The 19,410-nt window shown below is 33.7% G+C and carries 19 protein-coding genes and 1 tRNA gene; 13 read left to right on the top strand and 7 right to left on the bottom strand.

Going from position 1 to position 19,410, the window contains the following annotated elements; genetic code table 11:
* Positions 1–81 precede the first annotated feature (81 nt).
* The 3 genes from araA (at position 82) to K6T82_RS14060 (ending at position 3,580) form a co-directional block, all read left to right on the top strand.
* Complete coding sequence (araA, locus tag K6T82_RS14050) at positions 82–1,590, top strand: L-arabinose isomerase (RefSeq protein WP_223706752.1); 1,509 nt, start codon at positions 82–84, stop codon at positions 1,588–1,590.
* A 140-nt stretch (positions 1,591–1,730) separates the two neighbouring features.
* Positions 1,731–2,915, top strand: coding sequence for an aldose epimerase family protein (locus K6T82_RS14055; protein ID WP_223706754.1), 1,185 nt, complete (start codon positions 1,731–1,733; stop codon positions 2,913–2,915).
* Positions 2,916–3,118: 203 nt separating this feature from the next.
* The gene (locus K6T82_RS14060; RefSeq protein ID WP_223706755.1) at positions 3,119–3,580 is read left to right on the top strand and encodes an OsmC family protein; all 462 of its coding nucleotides are present in this window, start codon (positions 3,119–3,121) and stop codon (positions 3,578–3,580) included.
* Positions 3,581–3,617: 37 nt separating this feature from the next.
* Here the strand turns inward: K6T82_RS14060 and K6T82_RS14065 are convergent.
* Positions 3,618–3,697, bottom strand: a tRNA-Leu gene (locus K6T82_RS14065).
* A 288-nt stretch (positions 3,698–3,985) separates the two neighbouring features.
* Here K6T82_RS14065 and K6T82_RS14070 point away from each other — a divergent pair.
* From K6T82_RS14070 to K6T82_RS14085, 4 genes are all read left to right on the top strand, one after another.
* Positions 3,986–4,927 (top strand): ribose-phosphate pyrophosphokinase, encoded by a 942-nt coding sequence (locus tag K6T82_RS14070; RefSeq protein WP_223706757.1) that lies wholly within the window; start codon positions 3,986–3,988, stop codon positions 4,925–4,927.
* Between the two features lie 122 nt (positions 4,928–5,049).
* Positions 5,050–5,661 carry a 50S ribosomal protein L25/general stress protein Ctc gene (locus K6T82_RS14075; RefSeq protein WP_223706759.1) on the top strand — a complete coding sequence of 204 codons (612 nt, stop codon included), beginning with the start codon at positions 5,050–5,052 and terminating at the stop codon, positions 5,659–5,661.
* Positions 5,662–5,946: 285 nt separating this feature from the next.
* A complete protein-coding gene (gene pth / locus K6T82_RS14080) occupies positions 5,947–6,576 on the top strand; it encodes an aminoacyl-tRNA hydrolase (RefSeq protein WP_223706761.1) in 630 nt (209 codons plus the stop codon).
* A 139-nt stretch (positions 6,577–6,715) separates the two neighbouring features.
* Complete coding sequence (locus K6T82_RS14085; protein ID WP_223706763.1) at positions 6,716–7,327, top strand: superoxide dismutase; 612 nt, start codon at positions 6,716–6,718, stop codon at positions 7,325–7,327.
* Between the two features lie 1,317 nt (positions 7,328–8,644).
* Here K6T82_RS14085 and K6T82_RS14090 read toward each other — a convergent pair.
* From K6T82_RS14090 to K6T82_RS14105, 4 genes are all read right to left on the bottom strand, one after another.
* Positions 8,645–10,543, bottom strand: coding sequence for an amidophosphoribosyltransferase (locus tag K6T82_RS14090; RefSeq protein WP_223706765.1), 1,899 nt, complete (start codon positions 10,541–10,543; stop codon positions 8,645–8,647).
* Positions 10,544–10,625: 82 nt separating this feature from the next.
* Positions 10,626–11,549: a PfkB family carbohydrate kinase gene (locus tag K6T82_RS14095; RefSeq protein ID WP_223706767.1), complete on the bottom strand. Its 924-nt coding sequence runs from the start codon at positions 11,547–11,549 to the stop codon at positions 10,626–10,628.
* A gap of 205 nt (positions 11,550–11,754) precedes the next feature.
* Positions 11,755–12,159, bottom strand: a complete 405-nt coding sequence (locus K6T82_RS14100; RefSeq protein ID WP_223706770.1) for a hypothetical protein — start codon at positions 12,157–12,159, stop codon at positions 11,755–11,757.
* Positions 12,143–12,730, bottom strand: coding sequence for an RNA polymerase sigma factor (locus K6T82_RS14105; protein WP_223706774.1), 588 nt, complete (start codon positions 12,728–12,730; stop codon positions 12,143–12,145). The genes K6T82_RS14100 and K6T82_RS14105 overlap by 17 nt, the downstream gene beginning before the upstream one ends.
* Before the next feature lie 359 nt (positions 12,731–13,089).
* Here K6T82_RS14105 and K6T82_RS14110 point away from each other — a divergent pair, with 359 nt between their 5' ends.
* Entirely contained in the window at positions 13,090–13,437 is a 348-nt protein-coding gene (locus K6T82_RS14110; RefSeq protein ID WP_223706776.1) for a DUF6249 domain-containing protein, read from the top strand.
* A 52-nt stretch (positions 13,438–13,489) separates the two neighbouring features.
* Here K6T82_RS14110 and rnhA read toward each other — a convergent pair whose 3' ends face one another.
* Positions 13,490–13,966 (bottom strand): ribonuclease HI, encoded by a 477-nt coding sequence (gene rnhA / locus K6T82_RS14115; protein ID WP_223706781.1) that lies wholly within the window; start codon positions 13,964–13,966, stop codon positions 13,490–13,492.
* 96 nt (positions 13,967–14,062) lie between these two features.
* The gene (gene purN / locus K6T82_RS14120) at positions 14,063–14,626 is read right to left on the bottom strand and encodes a phosphoribosylglycinamide formyltransferase (protein WP_223706783.1); all 564 of its coding nucleotides are present in this window, start codon (positions 14,624–14,626) and stop codon (positions 14,063–14,065) included.
* 175 nt (positions 14,627–14,801) lie between these two features.
* On the opposite strand from purN, the gene K6T82_RS14125 reads away from it, so the two are divergent.
* The 5 genes from K6T82_RS14125 (at position 14,802) to pyk (ending at position 19,336) form a co-directional block, all read left to right on the top strand.
* Positions 14,802–15,038 carry an acyl carrier protein gene (locus K6T82_RS14125; protein ID WP_007137004.1) on the top strand — a complete coding sequence of 79 codons (237 nt, stop codon included), beginning with the start codon at positions 14,802–14,804 and terminating at the stop codon, positions 15,036–15,038.
* 238 nt (positions 15,039–15,276) lie between these two features.
* Positions 15,277–16,530: a beta-ketoacyl-ACP synthase II gene (fabF, locus tag K6T82_RS14130; protein ID WP_223706785.1), complete on the top strand. Its 1,254-nt coding sequence runs from the start codon at positions 15,277–15,279 to the stop codon at positions 16,528–16,530.
* 9 nt (positions 16,531–16,539) lie between these two features.
* On the top strand, positions 16,540–17,280 hold the full coding sequence (gene rnc / locus K6T82_RS14135) for a ribonuclease III (RefSeq protein WP_223706788.1): 741 nt from the start codon (positions 16,540–16,542) through the stop codon (positions 17,278–17,280).
* 125 nt (positions 17,281–17,405) lie between these two features.
* Positions 17,406–17,894 (top strand): IPExxxVDY family protein, encoded by a 489-nt coding sequence (locus K6T82_RS14140; protein WP_223706790.1) that lies wholly within the window; start codon positions 17,406–17,408, stop codon positions 17,892–17,894.
* A 5-nt stretch (positions 17,895–17,899) separates the two neighbouring features.
* Entirely contained in the window at positions 17,900–19,336 is a 1,437-nt protein-coding gene (gene pyk, locus K6T82_RS14145) for a pyruvate kinase (RefSeq protein ID WP_223706792.1), read from the top strand.
* Positions 19,337–19,410 lie beyond the last annotated feature (74 nt).

A 19,410-nucleotide genomic window follows, 5' to 3' on the forward strand; every position in this document is an offset into this window, starting at 1 on the left:
ACAAAAATAATAACATAACAATTCAAGTTTATAGATTCCAGCAACCTGAAACCTGAAACTTGAAACAAAATAAACAAAAAAATGATAGACATTTCTCAAAAAGAAGTATGGTTTGTAGTAGGAAGCCAAGAATTATACGGTGAAGAAACACTTAGAAAAGTAGCAGAACATTCTCAGATAATGGCAAAAGGATTAGACGCTTCATCTTCAATTCCAGTAAAAGTGGTTTATAAAGATGTAGTAAAATCTCCATCGCAAATTTTAGATGTATGTTTGGCTGCGAATTCTGAGAAAAACTGTATTGGAATTATCGCTTGGATGCATACTTTTTCTCCAGCAAAAATGTGGATTGGCGGATTAAGTATCCTTAAAAAACCATTATGTCATTTACATACACAATACAACGCTGAAATTCCGTGGGGAAGCATCGATATGGATTTCATGAACTTGAACCAATCGGCGCACGGAGATCGTGAATTTGGTTTCATGATGTCTAGATTACGTAAAAAACGTAAAGTTGTAGTTGGACACTGGGAAGACCAAAGAGTTCAAAAACAATTAGGAATCTGGTCAAGAGTTGTACTTGGATGGGACGAACTTCAAAACTTAAAAGTAGCTCGTATTGGAGACAATATGCGTGAAGTTGCCGTTACAGAAGGTGATAAAGTTGAGGCTCAAATTCGTTTCGGAATGTCAGTAAACGGATACGATTCTTCAGACGTTACCAAACATATCGAGAAAGTAACAGACAAACAATTAGCTGATTTATTAGCAGTTTATGAGTCTTCTTATACCTTAACTGATTCTTTAAAAGAAGGCGGAACGCAAAGAAGTTCATTAGTCGAAGCAGCAAAAATCGAATTAGGATTAAGAGCTTTCCTTGAAGAAGGAGGATTTGGCGCTTTTACAGATACATTTGAAAACCTTGGAGTTTGGAAACAATTACCAGGAATCGCAACACAAAGATTAATGGCCGATGGTTATGGTTTTGGTGGAGAAGGAGATTGGAAAACCGCTGCAATGGTAAGGGCATTAAAAGTAATGTGTGTTGGTTTGGAAGGTGGAACTTCTTTCATGGAAGATTACACGTACCACTTTACACCACAAAAATCTTATGTTTTAGGATCTCACATGTTAGAAATCTGCCCATCTATCGCTGACGGAAAACCTTCTTGCGAAGTGCATCCATTAGGAATTGGCGGAAAAGAAGATCCAGCTCGTTTGGTGTTCAATTCTCCTGCAGGTGACGCAATCAATGTTTCTTTGGTGGATATGGGAACTCGTTTCCGTTTGATCGTGAATGAAGTTGAAGCAGTAAAACCAATGGCAGAATTACCAAAACTTCCAGTTGCGAGAGTTCTTTGGGATTGTAAACCAAATTTGGAAGTGGCAGCAACAGCTTGGATTTTAGCTGGTGGAGCACACCACACGGTTTACAGCCAATCAATCACAACAGAATATATGGAAGATTTCGCAGATATCGCAGGAATCGAATTATTGGTTATTGATGAGAAAACAACGGTAAGAGAGTTTAAAGATAAAATCAATGCTAACGAAGCATACTTCCACCTATTCCAACACGGACTATAAGGCAGTAAAATGTAATTTGTTAGATGTGAAATGTGAAAAAAAATAAAAAGGTGATTTTTACATTTATAAAATGATTAAATTTCACATCTGACATTTTATATCTAACATCTAACTTTTTACAAACCAAAAAAATATCATTTATGAATGTATTAAAACGCTCTCTTTTCATACTAAGTATGCTTGGTCTTGCTATAGTTTCAGTTCAATGTAAAGGCGATAAAAAAACCGATACAGAAAAAGTTGCAACTGATGAAAAAGCTTTAGTTACAATTGGCAAATCGGAATACGGAACTACTGCGAAAGGTGAAAAAGTAGAAAGCTACAAACTGAAAAACCAAAATGGGATGGAAGTAGACATCATCACTTTTGGAGGAAGAATTACAGATTTAAAAGTGCCTAATAAAGCGGGTGTTTCCGAAAATGTAGTAATCGGATTCAGTAATTTGGCGCAATACGAAAAAGAAAATCCATTTTTTGGAGCTTTAATCGGAAGATACGGAAACCGAATTGCAAAAGGTAAATTTTCGCTTGACGAAAAAGAATATCAATTAGCAATTAACAACGCACCAAATGCTTTACATGGAGGTCCACAAGGATATTTCAACGTAGTTTGGAAAGCCGATGAGGTAAAATCTGGCGAAACAGCTTCTTTAAAATTATCTTATTTAAGTAAAGATATGGAAGAAGGTTATCCAGGAAACTTAAAGGTTATTGTAACCTATACATTGACAAATGACAATCAGTTGGAAGTGCTTTACGAAGCAACTACAGACAAAAAAACGGTTGTTAACTTGACACAGCATTCATACTTCAATTTATCTGGTGATTTTACAAAAACAATCCTAGATCACGAATTGACTTTAAATGCAGATAAATTAGTTCCAGTTGATGCGACTTTAATTCCGACAGGAAAATTAGATGATGTTGCTGGTACTCCTTTCGATTTCAGAACGCCAAAATTAATTGGAAAAGATATCGCTGCTAAAAACGAACAGTTAGAAAGAGGAAAAGGTTACGACCACTGTTGGGTATTGAACAATGCTGAAAAAGGAAAAACAATTATTGCAAAAGTATACCACGCAGCAAGCGGAAGAGTTATGGAAATGACAACAGACGAACCTGGAATTCAGTTCTACTCTGGAAATTTCCTTGACGGAACATTGCCAATGCCAAACGGAGGAACTTACGCGCACAGAACGGGATTATGCCTAGAAACAGAACATTATCCAGATTCTCCAAACCAGAAAAATTTCCCAACAACGGTTTTAAACCCAGGTGAAAATTATAAAACTAAAACTACCTTCAAATTCTCGGTGAAGAAATAGTTTTAGAATCTGTTAATTAGTTTAGTAATTCTTTAAAAACCTCGGAAGTTATGGCTTTCGAGGTTTTTTGTTTTAAGCATTTAAATCAAAAATTGTTTTAATCTTGCAAAGTCACGAAGGCGCCAAGAAAATAAAAACTTTGCGTCTCTGCGACTTTGCGAGATTAATTTATTCCAAGAATAGAAAAACCTTAACTTAGCGAAATGAAACACTTATTCAAAACACAGCTAAACTGGACTTCAAAAAATATAGTAGATTCTTCTAAAAGATTCTACAGCAAAACCCATCAAATAGATATTGAAGGAAAGCCAATTTTAGATATTTCAGCTGCAAAAGCTTTCAAAGGCGATCCAGAATTATACAACCCAGAAGATTTATTGTTAAGCAGTTTAGTTTCCTGCCATATGATGTCATACTTATATGTCTGTTCTCAAAACGGAATAGAAGTTTTAAGTTATTCAGATAATGCAGAAGCGACCTTAGAAGTAAATCCAGATGGAAGCGGACGTTTTACAGAAGTTCGATTAAATCCAAAAGTTACAATTGTAAATTCAGATAAAGTCGATTTGGCTTTAGAACTGCATCAAAAAGCAAATCAATTGTGTTTTATTGCTAATTCATGCAATTTTCCGGTTGTGCATAATGCGAGTTGTGAGGTAGCATAAAAAGAAAAAACCTCTTCCGTTAAGAAGAGGTTTTAAGTACCCGGAGCCGGAGTCGAACCGGCACGGTTTCCCACAGGTGTTTGAGACCAGCGCGTCTACCAATTCCGCCATCCGGGCTTAGCAGACGAAAAAATAATCAAAAGCGATTGTTTTAACGCAATAGAATGAAGTCATAAATGGCGTCATTCCTTTAACACGGTGCAAATGTAAAAAATAAATTTAAACCAACTACTAAAAATACTTAAATTTTTGCTTTCAGTGTCCAATAATTTTTATAAATTTGCACCTCGTTAAAACGAAGCACACACAACTAACTACACCCGAGGCATTTATAAGGTTTTTTCTTTGTCCGAAATGATAATGTTAAAATTGAACTAAACGCAACGGAGCAAAAACAACAATATAATGTCGCACCTAGAACCAGAAGCTAAAATTTTTGCTTGTTCACAAAGTGTTTATCTTGCAGAAAAAATTGCAAAAGAGTACGGAATTCCGTTAGGAAAAGTAACGATGTCAACGTATAGCGATGGAGAATTTCAGCCATCTTACGAAGAGTCAATTAGAGGTTTACGAGTATTCATCGTATGTTCAACTTTTCCAAGTGCAGATAATCTGATGGAATTGTTGTTGATGATTGATGCAGCAAAACGTGCATCAGCAAGACACATTACAGCTGTTATGCCTTATTTTGGTTGGGCAAGACAAGATAGAAAAGACAAACCAAGAGTTCCGATTGGAGCAAAGTTAGTAGCAAACCTATTAACAGCTGCAGGAGCAACAAGAATCATGACAATGGATTTGCACGCAGATCAGATTCAAGGATTCTTTGAAAAACCAGTAGATCATTTATTTGCATCTACTATCTTTTTACCATACGTAGAAAGTTTAAAATTAGAAAATCTGACAATTGCATCTCCAGATATGGGAGGTTCAAAAAGAGCATATGCTTACTCTAAGTTTTTAGAATCAGATGTAGTAATCTGTTATAAACAAAGAAAAGCAGCCAACGTTATCGATACTATGGAGCTAATTGGTGAAGTAAAAGGACGTAACGTAATCTTAGTAGACGACATGATCGATACAGGGGGAACTTTAGCGAAAGCGGCAGACCTAATGATCGAAAAAGGAGCGCTAAGCGTAAGAGCAATTTGTACACACGCTATTTTATCTGGCGGTGCGTATGAAAAAATTGAGAACTCGAAACTAACAGAATTAATCGTAACCGATTCTATTCCGTTAAAGAGAGAATCAAACAAAATAAAAGTGGTAAGCTGTGCACCTCTGTTTGCTGAGGTTATGCAGATGGTTCATCACAACAATTCCATCAGTGGAAAATTCATAATGTAGAAAGCAATACGCTTTAGGCTTTAAGCCATAAGCCTGTTTCTCATTAAGTAAAAGCCTAAAGCATATTGCTTAAAGCTTACAGCAAAATAGAATATTTATATTAATAACTATATTTTTTTACAATGAAATCGATTACAATTAAAGGATCAGAAAGAGAAAGCGTGGGCAAAGTGTCAACTAAAGCCTTACGTAATGCTGGAGCGGTTCCTTGCGTGTTATACGGAGGAAATCAAGCAGTACACTTCTCAGCAGACGCTGCAGCGTTCAAAAACTTGGTTTACACTCCAAATGCACACACAGTTGTGATTGAGCTTGGAAAAGGAAAATCATTCAATGCAATTTTGCAAGATATCCAAGTTCACCCAGTATCTGACAAAATTTTACACATTGACTTCTTCCAATTATTTGATGATAAAGAAATCACAATGGAAGTTCCTGTGAAAATCGTTGGTACATCTAAAGGTGTTCTTGCAGGAGGTGTTTTACGTTTGAACCAACGTAAATTAAAAGTTAAAGCTTTACCAGGAAACCTTCCTGATTTTGTTGAAGCTGACATTACTCCACTTGAAATGGGTAACAAATTATATGTTACTAAAGTTGGTGCTCCAGAATACAAAATTATGCACCCAGACAACACAGTTGTTGCTCAAGTAAGAATCTCTCGTGCTGCTATGAAAGCTGCTCAAGAAGCTGCAAAAGCTGCAAAAGCTCCTGCAAAAGGAAAGAAAAAATAATTTTTTTCAACTCTATACAAAAAGCCTCAATCTTACGATTGGGGCTTTTTTTTTAAGATTCTAAGTTTCTAAGTTGCTGAGTTTCTGAGATATTTTTATTTGGCAGGCAAGCTATGTCTAAATCCAGCTTTGCGAACTTTCAGTCTAAAGGATTTCTCCAATTAGAAATAAAAACTTTGTGTTCTCTGCGTAAACCTTTGCGAACTTTGCGGTTAAATAGTAACCAGCAGGAAATTATCTAATTGACACATTTTCTAATTCCCTAATTAACCTTACTTTTGCCAAATGATAAAATGGATAACAAAACTGTTTTCATCAACACAAAAAGAAGAGAACGCAGAAGACATTATGAAAAAATACTTAATCGTAGGTTTAGGAAATATCGGAGCCGAATATGTAAACACAAGACATAACATTGGGTTTAAAATACTCGATTTTTTAGCCAAAAAAGAAAGTCTTTCATTCGAAACGGTAAAACTAGGATCAATGGCAGAATATAAATTTAAAGGAAGAACTTTTTTTCTTTTAAAGCCAAATACTTATATGAATCTTAGTGGTAAAGCAGTAAAATATTGGATGGATAAAGAAAACATTCCGTTAGAGAATATTTTAGTTATTACTGACGATTTAAATCTTTCATTTGGAACTATTAGAATCAAGCCAAAAGGTAGTGATGGAGGACATAACGGACTTAAGAATATTAATTTGGTTTTAAATACGCAAAATTATACCCGTTATAGATTTGGTATCAGTGATCAGTTCAAAAAAGGACAACAGGTAGATTACGTTTTAGGAGAATGGAATGCTGAAGAAGAGGCAAAACTACCAGAACGTTTTGAGATCTCGGCAGAAATAATTAGAACTTTTGGAACTGCTGGTTTAGAAAATACAATGACGACTTTTAATGGAAAATAAAGATTTTCAGTTATTTATGTAATAAAAACGTAAATTATCAGTTAATTAAATTCAATTATAACGAAATAGTATTTTCAATTCCAAAGTTAAATGTCTAAATTTGGAATAAATTATTATAAACCATAAAAATCCTAATACCATGGCTTTTGAATTACCACAATTACCTTATGCATACGATGCATTAGAACCACATATTGATGCGCGTACAATGGAAATCCACCATACAAAGCATCACAATGCATACACTACAAATCTTAACGCAGCAATCGCTGGAACAGATTTAGAAGGAAAAACTATCGAAAATATCTTAATCAACTTAGATAAATCAAACGCAGCAGTTCGTAACAATGGTGGAGGTTTCTACAACCACAATTTATTCTGGACTGTAATGTCTCCAAACGGAGGAGGTTTGCCAACAGGTGAATTATTAGCTGCAATTGAGGCTTCTTTTGGATCATTTGAAGAGTTTAAAGCAAAATTTGCTAAAGCTGGTGCTACACAATTCGGTTCTGGATGGGCTTGGTTAACAGTTCAAAAAGGAGGAAAATTAGAAGTTGTAGGTACTCCAAATCAAGATAATCCATTAATGCCAGAAGTTGCTGGTAACGGTGGAACTCCAATCTTAGGAATGGATGTTTGGGAGCACGCTTACTACTTAAACTACCAAAACAGAAGACCAGATTATATTGAAGCTTTCTTCAGTGTAATTAACTGGACAGAAGTTGCAAGAAGATTTGCTTTAGACAAATAAGAAAATAGAGTAAAGAACATAGAAAAAAGACGAGTACCGAAAGGTGTTCGTCTTTTTTTTTATTTTATTTTTAGAATTTGTCTATTTTCTTTCGTCTATTTTCTTTGCTCTAAAAAAGAGAAAATAAAAAAGGTGGTACCTCTACCACCTTTTTTGCCCCAAATCTACCATAAACTTAACCTACTAATGTTATGGTTTAGTAAAAGTAATGCAGGATGTTTTGAGATGAAAATAATTCAGATGAAAAGTAAGTATATCCGATGAGAAGATTATAATTTATTGTCTTGTCCTTTTAAAGGAAAAAATGTTAAGGAAATGCTTTACAACGTGCAGAATCGAGATTGTCAAATAAGAAAAATAGAGAATAGAAAATAGAGGAAAGAGGAGTTAGGAAGATACAGGTGTTTTTTTTGTTTTTGGAGTTTATCTATTTTCTTTGATCTATATTCTTTCTTCTAAAAAAAGAAAATAAAAAAGGTGGAACTTCTTCCACCTTTTTTGCCCCAAATCTACCATAAACTTAACCTACTAATGTTATGGTTTAGTAAAAGTAATGCAGGATGTTTCGAGATAAAAATAATTCAGATGAAAAGCCAGTATATCCGATAAGAGGATTATAATTTAATGTCTTGTCCTTTTAAAGGAAAAAATGTTAAGGAAATGCTTTACAGGGGGTTGAGTCGAGATTATGAAATAAGAAAATAGAGAATAGAGAATAGAGAAAAGAGGAGTTAGAGAGATGCAAGTGTTTTTTGTTTTTAGAATTTGTCTATTTTCTTTCGTCTATATTCTTTGCTCTAAAAAAAAGAAAATAAAAAAGGTGGAACTTCTTCCACCTTTTTTGCCCCAAATCTACCATAAACTTAACCTACTAATGTTATGGTTTAGTAAAAGTAATGCAGGATATTTTGAGATAAAAATAATTCAGATGAAAAGTACGGATATCCGATAAGAGGATTATAATTTGCTGCCTTGTCCTTTTAAAGGAAAAAATGTTCAGGAAATGCTTTTACAGCGTGTAGAATAGAGGTTGTCAAAAAAAAGGAAAAAGAAAAAAAGAGGAGTTAGAAAGAGGAAAGTATTTTTTGTTTTGGAATTTGTCTATTTTCTTTCGTCTATATTCTTTGTTCTAAAAAAGTAGAAAATAAAAAAGGTGGAATTTCTTCCACCCTTTTTGCCCCAAATCTACCATAAACTTAACCTACTAATGTTATGGTATTTCAAAAGTATCATAGCTTTTCAATTTCACCAAAGAAATAGGATGAACGGCAAAAAAAACCGATGAAATGCACAAATTAACCTTTTATTAATACTTTTTTAATAAGCTCTAGCATCTTTTCCTTCGTAAAAATTCATAAAGGCACGATTTACGACACGATTTCCACCTGGAGTAGGGTAGTCTCCAGTGAAGTACCAATCGCCTAAATTTTTAGGGCAGGCAACGTGTAGGTCATCTACAGTTTGGAAGATGATTTTTACTTCAGCTTTGATTTCTGGTGAGCTTAACATTTCTGCTATTTTATCTGAAATTTCGTCTTGAGTAAACTGGCTGTAAATTTCTGTTACATAATTTACAACATCTTTATCAGCGAAATTTTCCTGTGCTTTACATTTAGCATAAACTTCGTCTACAATATGGTATAGATTTCTTTCTTTTAATAACTCAAGTGCAGCTCTAAAAGCAACTAAACCTTCTAATTTTGCCATATCAATTCCGTAACAATCAGGATAACGAATTTGTGGTGCTGATGAAACAATTACAATACGTTTTGGATTTAGACGATCCATCATTTTAATGATACTCATTTTCAATGTTGTACCACGTACGATACTATCATCAATAATGACCAAATTATCCTCTGGTTTAATTACGCCATAGGTAACATCATATACGTGAGCCACTAAATCATCACGGCTGCTGTCTTCTGTGATAAAAGTTCTAAGTTTAGCATCTTTAATGGCTACTTTTTCTGTGCGTATTTTTACAGCTAAAAGTTCCTGAAGCGTTTCAGCAGTTAATGTATTTCTGTTTTCTAAAATATAATTGTTTTTTCTCTGATTTAAGAAATCCTGAGCGGCTTCAACTAAACCATAAAATGAAGTTTCAGCTGTATTTGGGATATAAGAGAAAACAGTATTATCGGTATCGCTGTCAATAGCTTTAAGAACAGCAGGTAAAATTAATTTTCCTAAATCTTTACGCTCTTGATAGATTTCAGCGTCACTTCCTCTTGAGAAATAAATTCTTTCGAATGAACACGCTTTTTTAATAGTTGGTTCTAAGATCTGTTTCATAGAAACATTTCCATTCTTCTTGATAATCAAAGCATTTCCTGGATCAATTTCTTGAACGCTTTCAAAAGGAACATTGAATACAGTTTGAATAACTGGTCTTTCAGAAGCTACAACTACAACTTCATCATCTTGATAAAAGTAAGCTGGACGAATTCCGGCAGGGTCTCTAAAAACAAAAGCATCTCCATGACCTAATAATCCGGCCATTGCGTAACCGCCATCTAGGTTTTTAGCAGAACGAGCTAAGATTTTAGCAATATCCAAACGTTCTGCAATTACTGGAGAAGCATCTCTTTTTGAGTAACCTTCAGCTTTACAATCTTGGTATAATTGCATTACTTCTTTGTCTAAGAAGTGACCAATTTTTTCCATTACGGTAACAGTATCAGCCATTTCTTTTGGATGCTGACCTAACTCAACCAGATTTTCGAAAAGTTCCTTAACATTGGTCATGTTAAAGTTTCCTGCCAAAATAAGGTTACGATGCATCCAGTTACTTTGACGTAAAAATGGGTGAACGCTTTCGATGCTGTTTTTTCCGAAAGTTCCGTAACGAACGTGACCTAAAAATAATTCGCCAACATACGGAATCTCAGATTTTATTTTCTGAATATCGTCGCCAATTTCTGGATTAGCTTTTAATTCTTCGCTGATTCTCTCATTGATTTGTTTAAAAACGTCTTGTATTGGCTGTGAATGATTCGAACGAACTCTGCTGATGTATCGTTGTCCAGGTTCAACATCTAATTTTATGCTTGCAAAACCAGCTCCGTCTTGTCCACGGTTGTGCTGTTTTTCCATCATTAGATACATTTTCTGAATTCCGTAAAATGCAGTTCCGTATTTTTCTTTATAATATTCAAGCGGTTTAAGTAGTCTAACTAAAGCTATCCCACATTCGTGTTTTAAAGCGTCGCTCATTGTTTTTGTTTTTTGTGTGTGTTGTGTAAGTTGTGTGTATTAACGTAATAAAAAAGCCCCGTTTTATCGAGGCTTTTGCGCATTATATTTCTATGTCAAACTGAGTTAACGACTTAAATTGCTGTAATCGAATCGCTACTTCGGCTTTGCTTAATGTTTCCATTCTTTCTGTTCCAAATTTTTCTACGCAGAACGAAGCTAAATTTGAACCGTAAATAATTGCATTTTTCATGTTGCCAAACGAAATGTTTTCGCTTTGCGCAATAAATCCAGAGAAACCACCCGCAAAAGTGTCTCCCGCTCCAGTTGGATCAAAAACATCTTCTAATGGTAAAGCTGGTGCAAAGAATACTTCTCTATTGTGGAATAAAAGTGCTCCGTGTTCTCCTTTTTTGATCACCACATATTTTGGTCCCATGTCTTGGATTTTCGCAGCCGCTTTTACTAATGAATATTCACCTGATAATTGTCTTGCTTCTTCATCATTGATTGTAATAACATCTACACGTTTAATAACGTCTAATAATTCAGGAAGAGCGCAGTCCATCCAAAAGTTCATTGTATCTAAAACAACTAATTTTGGTTTTTTTTCTAATTGATCTAAAACACTGCTTTGTACTAGTGGGTGTAAGTTTCCTAACATTACCACATCAGCATCTTTGTAGTTTTGAGGAACTTTTGGCTGAAAATCTGCCAATACGTTCAATTCAGTAACTAAAGTGTCTCTAGAATTTAAGTCGTTGTGGTATAAACCGCTCCAGAAAAAGGTTTTTCCGCCTTTTACAATTTCGATACCAGAGATATCGATATTTTTTGAAGTCAATAAATCTAAATGTTCTTGAGGAAAATCGTCTCCAACTACAGAAACAATAGCCGATTGCAAGTTAAAAAATGACGCTGATAATCCGATGTAGGTTGCAGCACCACCTAATATTTTATCTGTTTTTCCGAAAGGAGTTTCAATCGCGTCGAAAGCAACTGTTCCAACAATCAATAGTTTATTCATTTTATGAATTTCGAATTAGGGTGCAAAGATACTTCATAAGTTACAATCTTGCAATGGTTTAGGTTCTCAAATTTTTTTTAAAAAAATGACAACGTTTTCGAAGTAAAATTCCTGTAAATGAATTGATTAAAATCGATTTGTTTGAAAGCTTAAAATATGTTTTTGGATTTAAAATGCAAATTTTTTGAAAAGAAATGCGATTATTTTACAACTGATACTTCTTATCAAAATAATTCTTCAAAACGCCAATCTGAATCAAAATCATAATCGGCAAAATTAAAATTGCGTACAAAATATTTTTAGAAAAATGAATTCCTGAGAAAGTTGCCGTCATTTTATCTGAATATATTTTTCCAATTTCATCAATTTTAAGATCATTATCTGAAACTGAAAAAAGAGAAACATAAATTACCAATAATGCCACAGCAATTCCGATAGAAATCCAGATCGATTTAGAAATCAAAGGTTTGTAAGCCTTTAGTTTTTTCTCTTCTAAAACCTGAATATTCGCCATAATTTTTGAAGTGAAATCTATTGATGGTGACTGCAGTTTTTCTTCAGCCATCATTTTCTCAATAAGTTGTTCTATATTTTTATCGCTCTCTGTCATAACATTCTATTATTTCTGGTTCTAACTGCTTTCTCAAAATTACGGCTAATTTCTGTCGGCTCCTAAATAATTTTACTTTGGCATTGTTGGCCGATATATTCATGATTTTTCCAATTTCTTCTAAATTCTGATCATCAAAATAAAATAAGGTTAAAAGGAAATTTTCATCGCTTGGTAATAAATTCAAACATTTCTGAATAGTCTGTTTTCGTTCTTTTTCTTCTAAAGCACTCAATGCATTGTCCATTGTTTTAATTAAATGAGAAGAAAACTCATCAATCGAAATATTTAAATCTTCTTTTTTACTTTTCTTTAAACGATCCAAACATGTATTATAAGCAATTTTATAAATCCATGTTGAAAATTTAGATTCTCCTTTAAATTTAGTCAGCGAATTGTAAATCTTTATAAAGGTGTCTTGCGCAACTTCTTCTGCTTCTTCTCGGTTTTTAACCATTTTTAGAGCCAAAGTAAAAATCATATCCTTATAACGATCCACAAGAACGGCAAACGCATTGGTCTCGCCTTGTAGAATTTTATCGATATAATGTTGATCGTTTATTGCACTCATATTATATAGGACGACAAGTTGTTTGTTTAGGTTACAATGATTTTTAAAAAAATTAGAAAATTAGAAAATTAGAAAATACTAACTTTAAAATTCCTTTATGATTCAAATCCAATTTTCTCCCTTCGATCGAAATAATATATGGTAAAGAAATGGGATTCAACTTTGAAAAAGTTTTAAACTTTATCAAAGCTAGCGAGTATGTAAAAAAATATTGTCAAAATTAATTGATTATCAGTGGTTTTATGATCGTCTAATTGGCAAATTTTCTAATTTTCTAATTTTTTTCACCATAGCCTGTAACCTCAATTTAAAAACCGTCGTCATATGGGGTATATCAATCAATTAAAAACGTAAATATCATGGATGACAAAATTTTAATTCCAATTAGCTTTTTCTTAATGATCTTCGGGATCGTTTATTTAATTTATTCAACAAGAAACAGAGAGCGTCTTGCTCTTATAGAAAAAGGTGTAGATGCGAGTATTTTTGTTCAAGGAAAAGGAAATGGAGTTCCGACATGGAAAATTCTTGTAGTAAATCTAGCATTCTTGTTAATAGGAATCGGAGTGGGTATTTTAGTTGCCTTAATAATTACAACTTATACCACACTAAATGATGGTGCTGTTTATCCTTCAATTATTTTTATAATGGCAGGTATCGGACTCTTAACCGGATTTAAAACAGCTAAAGATTTAGATAAAGAATAAGTGCAAAATTTAAGTAACTACAAAAAACGCATCAATTATTTGATGCGTTTTTTTATTCTTTAGAGCCAATGGTTTCGTAATACTCGTCTACAGAAAGTTTCGGCTGCAGGGATGCCATAACGGCCAATTGATCACATCTTTCATTTTGTGGATGGTTGTTGTGCCCTTTAATCCATTTAAAATCGACTTGATGTTTTCGGTATGTAATTAAAAAGCGTTTCCATAAATCCGGATTTTTTTTGTCTTTATAGCCTTTTTTCTCCCAGCCAAAAACCCATTTCTTTTCAACAGAATCTACAACATATTTAGAATCAGAAATGACTAAAACTTTCATGTTCGGTTTTTTTAGTTTTTCTAAACCGACAATCACAGCTAGTAATTCCATTCTATTATTGGTTGTAAGACGAAAACCTTCGTAGAATTCTTTTTTATGAGGTGTTCCTACCAATTCCATTACGACTCCGTAACCGCCATTTCCTGGATTGCCTTTTGCAGCGCCGTCTGTATATATATGTACTTCGTGAGACATTTAATTATTTTAGATTGTAGATTTCAGATTTGAGATTGCTCAACTAATCTAAGATTGATTTTTTTTGTAATTGAAATTGATTTTTGAATTTGATATTCATTCTCCCAATAATTTATGTATAATCTCAGGAAAATGTTTTTGTTCCAATTCATGAATTTTCTCCGCAACTGTTTCTGGAGTATCTTCATCGGTTAATGCAACATTTGCCTGAAAGATAATTCCGCCTTCATCATAATGTTCATTTACATAATGAATGGAAATTCCGGTTTCTTTTTCCTTATTATTTACAATAGCTCTATGTATGTGCATTCCGTACATTCCTTTGCCTCCATAGTTAGGTAAAAGTGCCGGATGAATGTTTATTATTTTGTTTGGATAGTGTTCAATTATGTTCTCCGGAAATTTTAGAAGGAAACCGGCAAGAACTATCAAATCTGGGTCGATTTCCTGTATTTTTTGTAAGACATTACGTTCTAAAAGTTCGTTTTTTGAGAAGATTTCGACCGGAATTTGATGATTTTTTGCTCTTTCAATCACTTTTGCTGAAGCATTATTTGTAAAAACAGAAACCACCTTTGCAATTTCGGTGTTCGAAAAATATTTAATAATGTTTTCTGCGTTAGTTCCTGATCCTGAGGCAAAAACGATAATTTTTTTCATAAAGTTGTGTGTTTTGAGACTGCAAAAAACGGAATAAAAATCGAAAATAAATAGCTTTAAAAGACCTTTCTTGAAATTAATTTTATAAATTAGTGTTACATTTATAAACTAAATAGTTGTTTTAAAATAAAGTTTTTTATTTTTGCCAACAAATTAAATTCTAAAATTAAAGATTATGTCAGACATTGCATCAAGAGTAAAAGCGATTATCGTAGACAAATTAGGTGTTGACGAAAACGAAGTTGTAACAGAAGCAAGCTTCACTAATGATTTGGGAGCTGACTCATTAGACACTGTTGAGCTTATTATGGAATTCGAAAAAGAATTTGATATTCAAATTCCAGACGATCAAGCAGAAAACATTGCTACTGTTGGTCAAGCTATTTCTTATATCGAGGAAGCTAAAAAATAATAATACCACACCCGATTTCTAAAAATCCCAATTTTTGAAATTCCGAACTCCAATTTTGGAATTTGTTTTTTTGAATTTGTAATTTTTAAGGATCGGGTGTTATTATTTTTTTAAAATTTAAATTTCGATTGATTTTCAATCAAAAAGATATATTTATATTGTAATTCCCATGGCTCTTACGTAACAATCAGTTAAGAAAGCGTGGGTTTTATTTGTTTAAAGTACAAAATACATATTTATGGCATTAAGGCGAGTTGTTGTAACAGGATTAGGTGCACTTACTCCTATCGGGAATAATATCCAGGAATATTGGGATGCACTTGTGAATGGGGTTAGCGGAGCGGCTCCTATAACATATTATGATACAGAAAAGCATAAAACGAAATTTGCCTGCGAAGTGAAAAACTTCAATATTGAAGATTACATGGATCGTAAGGAATCTCGTCGATTAGATAAATTTGCACAATACGCTGTTGCAGCCAGTGATGAAGCTATTAAAGATGCGGGAATTACAAATGATAACGTAAACAAACAAAGAGTTGGTGTTATCTGGGGTGCAGGAATTGGAGGTTTAGAGACTTTCCAAGATGAAGTATTGTACTATGCAAAAGGCGATGGAACTCCAAAGTTCAATCCGTTCTTTATTCCTAAAATGATTGCTGATATTGCTCCTGCGCATATTTCTATGCGTAATGGTTATATGGGACCAAATTATACTACGGTTTCTGCTTGTGCATCTTCTGCAAATGCATTAATCGATGCTTTCAATTACATCCGTTTAGGAATGTGTGACGTAATTGTTTCTGGTGGTTCTGAAGCTGCTGTTACAATTGCTGGTATGGGAGGATTTAGTTCGATGCATGCTTTATCTACAAGAAATGAAAGCCCTGAAACAGCTTCAAGACCTTTTGATGCAACCAGAGATGGTTTCGTTTTAGGAGAAGGAGCAGGAGCTTTGGTTCTTGAAGATTACGAACACGCTAAAGCAAGAGGTGCAAAAATCTATTGCGAAATTGGCGGTGGAGGTATGTCTTCTGATGCTTACCACTTAACTGCACCACATCCGGAAGGAATTGGAGTTATCGCAGTAATGGAAAACACTTTGAGAGATGCTGGAATGAGCCCTGATCAAGTGGATCATATCAATACTCACGGAACTTCTACTCCATTAGGAGACGTTGCTGAGCTAAAAGCAATCAGTGCTGTTTTTGGAGATCATGCTAAAAACATCAACATTAACTCAACAAAATCGATGACAGGACATTTACTTGGTGCTGCTGGAGCTATTGAAGCAATTGCTTCTATTCTGGCAATGAAACATGGTATTGTGCCTCCAACGATTAACCATACAGTAGTTGACGAAAATATTGATCCATCTTTGAACCTTACTTTAAACAAACCTCAGAAAAGAGAGGTAAATGTTGCTATGAGTAATACATTTGGTTTTGGTGGACACAATGCTTGTGTATTGTTTAAAAAATTAGTTGACTAATTTCTGTATATGAATATTATCAAAAAAATATTTTCTAAATCCCGTTCTCTAGAAGACGGGATTTTTTTTGACACTATTCAGAAAATTCTTGGTTTTCAGCCGTCTGATATCGATTTTTATAAAAGAGCTTTTACACATCGCTCGTCTAATAAATTGGATCAGAATGGCCAACCTATAAATTACGAACGATTAGAATTTTTGGGAGATGCTATGTTAAGTGCTGTTATTGCAGCACATTTGTTTAACAAAGCACCTAATGGCGATGAAGGGTATTTAACCAAAATGCGTTCAAAAATTGTAAGTCGTGAGCATTTAAACGAACTGGGTAAGGATTTGAATTTAGTGCAATTTGTAGAAAGTAAAGTGCCTATTCAGCATTTTGGAGAAAACATTCATGGTAATATTTTTGAATCTTTAATTGGAGCTATTTATCTAGATAAAGGCTATACTTTCTGCGAGAAATTTATCGAGAAAAGAGTGGTTACACCTTATGTAGATATTGCCCGATTAGAAGGAAAAGTTATAAGTTATAAAAGTTTGGTTATCGAATGGTGTCAGAAAGAAAAAAGAGTTTTTCATTATGATATTTTTGAAGATAACGGAATTGACGGACAACGCTTGTTTGGCGTAAAGCTTAGTATTGACGATAAAGTTGTGGCAAGAGCGCGCGCAACCTCCAAAAAGAAAGCAGAAGAAAAAGCATCGCAAAGGGCTTATTTTGCATTTCAGGAGAAAATTGACAAGAAATAGTTACAAAAATGTTGTAACTATCACAAGGCTACATCGTTTTCGTTTATAATTTAACAAAACAAGAACGTCATAACTGTTGATGCTCCGTTTAGAAATAGTATATTTACAACTTGATTTTTCAAGACATGGCTATTCATAAATTGGATTTAGACGAATTTGACGAAATTGATTATTATTTAATGGCAATACATACTTCATTAGAAGATTATAGATTAGCCTATTTTATTAATAAAAACCTTCCGATTAACTTAAGTAAGAGCAAAAACGAGATCCATGCTCAAACTAAGGAAGGAGAAGCAAATTTTTCGAGATTCTATTATTATGATGAAGAAAAAGCTGTTTCCTGGAATTTAATTCAGAATAAAAATGAAATCATTTCTGTGAGTACAAATGATTTCCAGAATTTGTTTTCTAATGAAACAAGTGAGGTTTCGACAACAATTCATTTACTTCCTGAATTTAAAAAAGTCGATTTTTTCCTGAAGATTGATAATAGCGAAGAGGCGCTTAATTTTTCAGAAATTCAACAAAAATTAAACACAATAGAAAGTATTGCAGCTATTTATGCTGTAGATACAGACAAAATAAAATCAAAAAACAATCTAATTTTTTAAAAAAAATGCTAACAAACAAGAAAACCAAAATTGTTGCTACACTTGGTCCCGCATGTAGTACAAGAGAGATTATCAAAGATATGATCGATGCTGGGGTGAATGTGTTTAGAATCAATTTTTCGCATGCAGATTACGAAGGAGTAAAAGAAAAAATCAACATCATTAGAGGCCTAAACGAAGAGTTTGGTTACACTACAGCAATTTTAGGAGATTTGCAAGGACCAAAACTTAGAGTTGGTGTAATGGAAGAAGGAACAGTAGTTCACGATGGTGATGAAATCACTTTTACAACTGCAGAAGATATTGTAGGGAATGCTAAAAAAGCATTCATGAAATATCAAAATTTCCCTAATGATGTAAATGTTGGAGAGCGTATTTTGCTTGATGATGGTAAACTTATTTTTGAAATAGTTTCAACAGATAAAAAAACAGAAGTTGTTGCTAAAGTTATTCAGGGAGGAGAATTAAAATCTAAAAAAGGAGTTAATCTTCCAAATACAAAAATCTCTTTACCAGCTTTAACTGAAAAAGATATTGCTGATGCGATTTTCGCAATCGAGCAAAAAGTAGACTGGATCGCACTTTCATTCGTGAAAACACCACGCGATTTACAAGATTTACAAGAATTAATCGCTAAACATTCAGACGTTAAAATTCCAATCGTTGCTAAAATCGAAATGCCGGAAGCTCTTGAGAACATGGACAAAATTGTAGCATATTGTGATGGTTTAATGGTTGCTCGTGGAGATCTTGGTGTTGAGCTTCCTGCTCACGAAGTACCATTGGTTCAAAAAGACTTAATCCGCAGAGCTAAAACGGCTAGAATTCCAGTTATCGTTGCTACACAAATGATGGAAACAATGATTACAAGTTTAACGCCAACAAGAGCAGAAGTAAACGACGTTGCAAACTCAGTAATGGACGGTGCAGATGCTGTAATGCTTTCTGGAGAAACAGCTACAGGAAATTACCCAGTACAAGTTATCCAAAGAATGGCGCAAATTTGTGAGGCTGTTGAGAACTCTCCACTTATTCAGGTTCCTCAAAATACACCACAAATTAAAACGAAACGTTTTGTTACTAAAACTGTTTGTCACCAGGCAGCTTTATTGGCAAATGAAATCGAAGCTAAAGCGATTTGTACTTTAACAAACAGTGGTTATACAGCTTTCCAAATTTCAGCTTGGAGACCATCTACAGCTCATATTTTAGTATTTACTTCAAACAGAAGAATCTTAACACAATTGAATTTATTATGGGGAGTTAAATCTTTCTATTATGATAATGAAGAAAGTACAGACGATACTGTAACAGATGTAAATCAGATTGCAGTTGAAAAAGGATACGCTCAAAAAGGAGATTACTTAATCAATCTTGCTGCAATGCCAATCAAAGAAAAAGGAATGGTTAATACGATGAGAGTTTCTCAAATCGAAGAATAACATTTTCTATTATAATGTAAAAAAGCCGCTTAGTTATAAGCGGCTTTTTTCATTTTTATAAGCTATATTTTTTC

Source organism: Flavobacterium potami (assembly GCF_020026915.1).
GTDB lineage: Bacteria > Bacteroidota > Bacteroidia > Flavobacteriales > Flavobacteriaceae > Flavobacterium > Flavobacterium potami.

Bases quoted from the DNA above. Each gene is read 5' to 3' on its own strand.
- K6T82_RS14095 (WP_223706767.1), bottom strand. From the start codon at position 11,549: ATGAATAAACTATTGATTGTTGGAACAGTTGCTTTCGACGCGATTGAA.
- K6T82_RS14060 (WP_223706755.1), top strand. From the start codon at position 3,119: ATGAAACACTTATTCAAAACACAGCTAAACTGGACTTCAAAAAATATA.
- pth (WP_223706761.1), top strand. From the start codon at position 5,947: ATGATAAAATGGATAACAAAACTGTTTTCATCAACACAAAAAGAAGAG.
- K6T82_RS14055 (WP_223706754.1), top strand. From the start codon at position 1,731: ATGAATGTATTAAAACGCTCTCTTTTCATACTAAGTATGCTTGGTCTT.
- K6T82_RS14125 (WP_007137004.1), top strand. From the start codon at position 14,802: ATGTCAGACATTGCATCAAGAGTAAAAGCGATTATCGTAGACAAATTA.
- K6T82_RS14100 (WP_223706770.1), bottom strand. From the start codon at position 12,159: ATGACAGAGAGCGATAAAAATATAGAACAACTTATTGAGAAAATGATG.
- pyk (WP_223706792.1), top strand. From the start codon at position 17,900: ATGCTAACAAACAAGAAAACCAAAATTGTTGCTACACTTGGTCCCGCA.
- purN (WP_223706783.1), bottom strand. From the start codon at position 14,626: ATGAAAAAAATTATCGTTTTTGCCTCAGGATCAGGAACTAACGCAGAA.
- K6T82_RS14105 (WP_223706774.1), bottom strand. From the start codon at position 12,730: ATGAGTGCAATAAACGATCAACATTATATCGATAAAATTCTACAAGGC.
- rnc (WP_223706788.1), top strand. From the start codon at position 16,540: ATGAATATTATCAAAAAAATATTTTCTAAATCCCGTTCTCTAGAAGAC.
- K6T82_RS14075 (WP_223706759.1), top strand. From the start codon at position 5,050: ATGAAATCGATTACAATTAAAGGATCAGAAAGAGAAAGCGTGGGCAAA.
- araA (WP_223706752.1), top strand. From the start codon at position 82: ATGATAGACATTTCTCAAAAAGAAGTATGGTTTGTAGTAGGAAGCCAA.
- K6T82_RS14110 (WP_223706776.1), top strand. From the start codon at position 13,090: ATGGATGACAAAATTTTAATTCCAATTAGCTTTTTCTTAATGATCTTC.
- K6T82_RS14090 (WP_223706765.1), bottom strand. From the start codon at position 10,543: ATGAGCGACGCTTTAAAACACGAATGTGGGATAGCTTTAGTTAGACTA.
- K6T82_RS14085 (WP_223706763.1), top strand. From the start codon at position 6,716: ATGGCTTTTGAATTACCACAATTACCTTATGCATACGATGCATTAGAA.
- K6T82_RS14070 (WP_223706757.1), top strand. From the start codon at position 3,986: ATGTCGCACCTAGAACCAGAAGCTAAAATTTTTGCTTGTTCACAAAGT.
- fabF (WP_223706785.1), top strand. From the start codon at position 15,277: ATGGCATTAAGGCGAGTTGTTGTAACAGGATTAGGTGCACTTACTCCT.
- rnhA (WP_223706781.1), bottom strand. From the start codon at position 13,966: ATGTCTCACGAAGTACATATATATACAGACGGCGCTGCAAAAGGCAAT.
- K6T82_RS14140 (WP_223706790.1), top strand. From the start codon at position 17,406: ATGGCTATTCATAAATTGGATTTAGACGAATTTGACGAAATTGATTAT.